This is a genomic window from Streptomyces sp. ATLC9 (assembly GCF_057196705.1).
In genome coordinates this window covers 1-4,440 of sequence record NZ_JBXUOY010000361.1, presented here as the reverse complement: position 1 = coordinate 4,440, position 4,440 = coordinate 1, and the positions used below count along the sequence as shown (strand labels likewise).

General features: G+C 70.6%; 3 protein-coding genes. 2 read left to right on the top strand and 1 reads right to left on the bottom strand.

Going from position 1 to position 4,440, the window contains the following annotated elements:
* Positions 1 to 20 precede the first annotated feature (20 nt).
* Positions 21 to 257 carry a hypothetical protein gene (locus tag AC2CJA_RS24585; RefSeq protein ID WP_484604874.1) on the bottom strand — a complete coding sequence of 79 codons (237 nt, stop codon included), beginning with the start codon at positions 255 to 257 and terminating at the stop codon, positions 21 to 23.
* A 421-nt stretch (positions 258 to 678) separates the two neighbouring features.
* Between AC2CJA_RS24585 and recD2 the strand changes: the two genes are divergently transcribed.
* Complete coding sequence (gene recD2 / locus AC2CJA_RS24580) at positions 679 to 2,901, top strand: SF1B family DNA helicase RecD2 (protein WP_484604873.1); 2,223 nt, start codon at positions 679 to 681, stop codon at positions 2,899 to 2,901.
* A gap of 120 nt (positions 2,902 to 3,021) precedes the next feature.
* Entirely contained in the window at positions 3,022 to 4,338 is a 1,317-nt protein-coding gene (locus AC2CJA_RS24575) for a citrate synthase (protein ID WP_484604872.1), read from the top strand.
* The last annotated feature ends 102 nt before the right edge of the window (positions 4,339 to 4,440 follow it).

Here is a 4,440-nt window from a genome sequence, read left to right as displayed (position 1 = left end):
CGCGGGAGGCGACGGCGGCGTCACCGTGCGCCGCCGCGGTCCTGCTCGGCGCCCTCCGCGCCCTTGTCGCCCTCGGCCTGCGAGGGGCCGGCGGCCGAGCCCCTCTCCGCGGCGCCGGCGGCCTTCTCCGGGCCGCCCTTCTCCGCGGAGGCCCGCCCGGAGGCGGCCTCGTGCCGCTCGTGCAGCCCGCGTGACTGGTCGATGCCCTCCTCGTCGTCCCGCTCGCCCTCGGCCTGGGATGGCGTCCACCCGCTCATGCGACCTCTCCTCACTGTCGAATGCCGTCACGGTCGTATCCCGCCGCTCCCGTCCGCCGGAGGGCTCCGGTGGAGCCGTCGGGCGGGCCCGGACCGGAGAGCCCCCGGGGGAGCGCCTGCCGGGTACCCGGACCCGGGCCGATTCCACTTCCGGTGCCCGTCGCGGGGGAGAGCGCGGGAGCACCGGTGGAAAAAATCCTGTTCCGCCGTGCAACCCTTCCGGCCCTCCGAGGGTCATAGCCGGTGTCGGTCGGAACCGGGGAGGGATCTCGGGGGGAGGGTGAGACCGGCGGGGGGCACGAGGGGTCCGGCCGCACAGGCCGGACCCCTCGTAACGTTCCGCGCCGCCCGCGCCCGCCTCCGCGGCCGGACCCGAGGCCGGGCGTTCCGGTTGTCGGTCCCCGGCGCTACCGTCTGTGACATGTCCTTCCAGCCCGCCGTACTCGAGGCCGTACTCGAACGGATCACATACGCCAACGAGGAGAACGGCTACACGGTCGCCCGCGTCGACACCGGGCGCGGCGGCGAGCTGCTCACGGTCGTCGGCTCGCTGCTCGGCGCACAGGTGGGGGAGTCGCTGCGGATGGAGGGCCGCTGGGGCTCCCACCCGCAGTACGGCCGCCAGTTCACCGTGGAGAACTACACGACGGTCCTGCCGGCCACCGTCCAGGGCATCCGGCGCTATCTGGGCTCCGGTCTGATCAAGGGCATCGGCCCGAGGATCGCCGAGCGGATCGTGGACCACTTCGGGCTGGAGACCCTGGAGGTCATCGAGAACGAGCCGGAGCGGCTGATCGAGGTGCCCGGCCTCGGCCCGAAGCGGACGAAGCTGATCGGCGCGGCGTGGGAGGAGCAGAAGGCGATCAAGGAGGTGATGGTCTTCCTCCAGGGGGTGGGCGTGTCCACCTCGATCGCGGTGCGCATCTACAAGAAGTACGGCGACGCCTCGATCTCGGTGGTGCGCAACCAGCCCTACCGGCTGGCCGCCGACGTGTGGGGCATCGGCTTCCTGACCGCCGACCGCATCGCGCAGGCCGTCGGCATCCCGCACGACAGCCCCGACCGGGTGAAGGCCGGACTGCAGTACGCGCTGTCGCAGTCGGCCGACCAGGGGCACTGCTATCTGCCGGAGGAGCGGCTGATCGCCGACACCGTCAAGCTCCTCCAGGTGGACACCGGCCTGGTCATCGACTGCCTGGGTGAGCTGGCGGGCGAGGAGGAGGGGGTGGTGCGCGAGCAGGTCCCCGACCCGGAGCACCCGGGCGAGCGGGTCTCGGCGGTCTACCTGGTGCCCTTCCACCGAGCCGAGCTGTCCCTGTCGGCCCAGCTGCTGCGCCTGCTGCGCACCGAGGAGGACCGCATCCCCGCCTTCCGCGACGTCGACTGGGAGAAGGCCCTGTCCTGGCTGGCGGGACGCACCGGGGCCGAGCTGGCCCCCGAGCAGCGGGAAGCGGTGAGGCTGGCGCTGACCGAGAAGGTGGCGGTGCTCACCGGGGGGCCCGGCTGCGGCAAGTCCTTCACCGTGCGGTCGGTGGTGGAGCTGGCGCGGGCCAAGCGGGCGAAGGTGGTGCTGGCCGCGCCCACCGGCCGGGCGGCCAAGCGGCTGTCGGAGCTGACCGGGGCGGAGGCCTCCACCGTCCACCGGCTGCTGGAACTCAGGCCCGGCGGGGACGCCGCCTACGACCGGGAGCGGCCGCTGGACGCCGATCTGGTGGTCGTCGACGAGGCGTCCATGCTGGATCTGCTGCTGGCCAACAAGCTGATCAAGGCCGTGGCGCCGGGCGCCCATCTGCTGCTGGTGGGAGACGTGGACCAGTTGCCGTCGGTGGGGGCGGGCGAGGTGCTGCGCGACCTGCTCGCCGAGGGCAGCCCGGTCCCGGCGGTGCGGCTGACGCGGATCTTCCGGCAGGCCCAGCAGTCCGGCGTGGTCACCAACGCCCACCGGATCAACTCCGGGGTCCCGCCCATCACCCAGGGGCTGCCGGACTTCTTCCTCTTCGCGGAGGACGACACCGAGGAGGCCGGCCGGCTCACCGTCGACGTGGCGGCCCGGCGCATCCCGGCGAAGTTCGGCCTCGACCCGCGCCGCGACGTGCAGGTGCTGGCGCCGATGCACCGGGGCCCCGCCGGCGCGGGCACGCTCAACGGACTGCTCCAGCAGGTCATCACCCCCGCCCGGCCCGACCTTCCGGAAAAGCGCTTCGGCGGAAGGGTCTTCCGGGTAGGTGACAAGGTCACTCAGATCCGCAACAACTACGAGAAGGGAGCCAACGGGGTCTTCAACGGCACGGTGGGCGTGGTCACCGCGCTGAGCACGGAGGAGCAGCGGCTGACGGTGCGCACCGACGAGGACGAGGAGGTGGGCTACGACTTCGACGAACTGGACGAACTCGCGCACGCCTACGCCGTGACCATCCACCGCTCCCAGGGCAGTGAGTACCCGGCGGTGGTCGTCCCGGTCACCACCGGCGCCTGGATGATGCTCCAGCGCAACCTCATCTACACGGCGGTGACGAGGGCCAAGCGCCTCGTGGTGCTGGTGGGTTCGCGCAGGGCCCTGGGCCAGGCCGTGCGGACGGTCTCCGCGGGACGGCGCTGCACAGCCCTGGACCACCGATTGCGCGGCACGCCGCACCCCGCGTAACTTTCCGGAGGCACTCCGTGCCACCTGCGGGCCTGCTGGCCGACCCCGAGTGCACCGCACTGCACCGAATGGGAGACAGTGGGACGAGGACAGGGCACTCGAAGATGAGGCACTACGTCGGTGAGGGATGACGTGAGCGAACACCGTGAAAGCGATGGCGCAGTAGTACTGCGGTACGGGGACGGCGAGTACAGCTTCCCGCTGGTCGACAGCACTGTCGGTGACAGTGGTTTCGACATCTCCAAGCTGCGCGCCCAGACCGGTCTGGTGACCCTGGACTCCGGTTACGGCAACACCGCCGCGTACAAGTCGGCGGTCACCTTTCTCGACGGGGAGAAGGGCATCCTCCGCTACCGCGGGTATCCGATCGAGCAGCTCGCCGAGCACGGCACGTTCCTCGAGACGGCGTACCTGCTGATCAACGGGGAGCTGCCCACCGTCGACCAGCTGGCCGGCTTCCGCAACGAGATCACCCAGCACACCCTGCTCCACGAGGACGTCAAACGGTTCTACGACGGCTTCCCCCGGGACGCCCACCCGATGGCGATGCTCTCCTCGGTGGTGAGCGCGCTGTCCACCTTCTACCAGGACAGCCACAACCCCTTCGACGAGCAGCAGCGGCACCTGTCCACCATCCGGCTGCTCGCCAAGCTGCCCACCATCGCGGCGTACGCGTACAAGAAGTCGGTGGGTCAGCCGGTGGTCTACCCGCGCAACGACCTGGGCTATGTCGAGAACTTCCTGCGCATGACCTTCTCGGTCCCGGCCGAGGAGTACGAGCTCGACCCGGTCGTCAGCAACGCCCTGGACAAGCTGCTCATCCTGCACGCGGACCACGAGCAGAACTGCTCGACCTCCACCGTGCGCCTGGTCGGCTCCTCCCAGGCGAACATGTTCGCCTCCATCTCCGCCGGGATCAGCGCCCTGTGGGGTCCCCTGCACGGCGGCGCCAACCAGTCGGTGCTGGAGATGCTGGAGCGCATCAAGGCCGAGGGCGGTGACGTCGACTCCTTCATCCGCCGGGTGAAGAACAAGGAGGAGGGCGTCCGGCTGATGGGCTTCGGCCACCGCGTCTACAAGAGCTTCGACCCCCGGGCGAAGATCATCAAGGCGGCGGCGCACGATGTCCTCTCCGCGCTCGGCAAGTCCGACGAGCTGCTGGACATCGCGCTGAAGCTGGAGGAGCACGCGCTGGCCGACGACTACTTCGTCGAGCGCAACCTCTACCCGAACGTCGACTTCTACACCGGTCTGATCTACCGGGCCATGGGTTTCCCGACCACCATGTTCACCGTGCTGTTCGCGCTCGGACGCCTTCCCGGCTGGATCGCCCAGTGGCACGAGATGATCAAGGAGCCGGGCTCCCGCATCGGCCGACCGCGCCAGATCTACACCGGCGTCGTCGAGCGCGACTACGTTCCGGTGGAGCATCGCTGAGCGGGCTTCCGGGCGGCCGGGACGTCTGAAGGGGCGACCGGCGCCGCCCGGGCGGCGCGTACGGACAACCGCGGGCCCTGCTCGCACCTTCGAGGTGCGAGC

What these genes read in the sequence shown, in the direction of transcription:
- AC2CJA_RS24585 (WP_484604874.1), bottom strand. Translation starts at nt 257, where the DNA reads ATGAGCGGGTGGACGCCATCCCAGGCCGAGGGCGAGCGGGACGACGAG.
- recD2 (WP_484604873.1), top strand. Translation starts at nt 679, where the DNA reads ATGTCCTTCCAGCCCGCCGTACTCGAGGCCGTACTCGAACGGATCACA.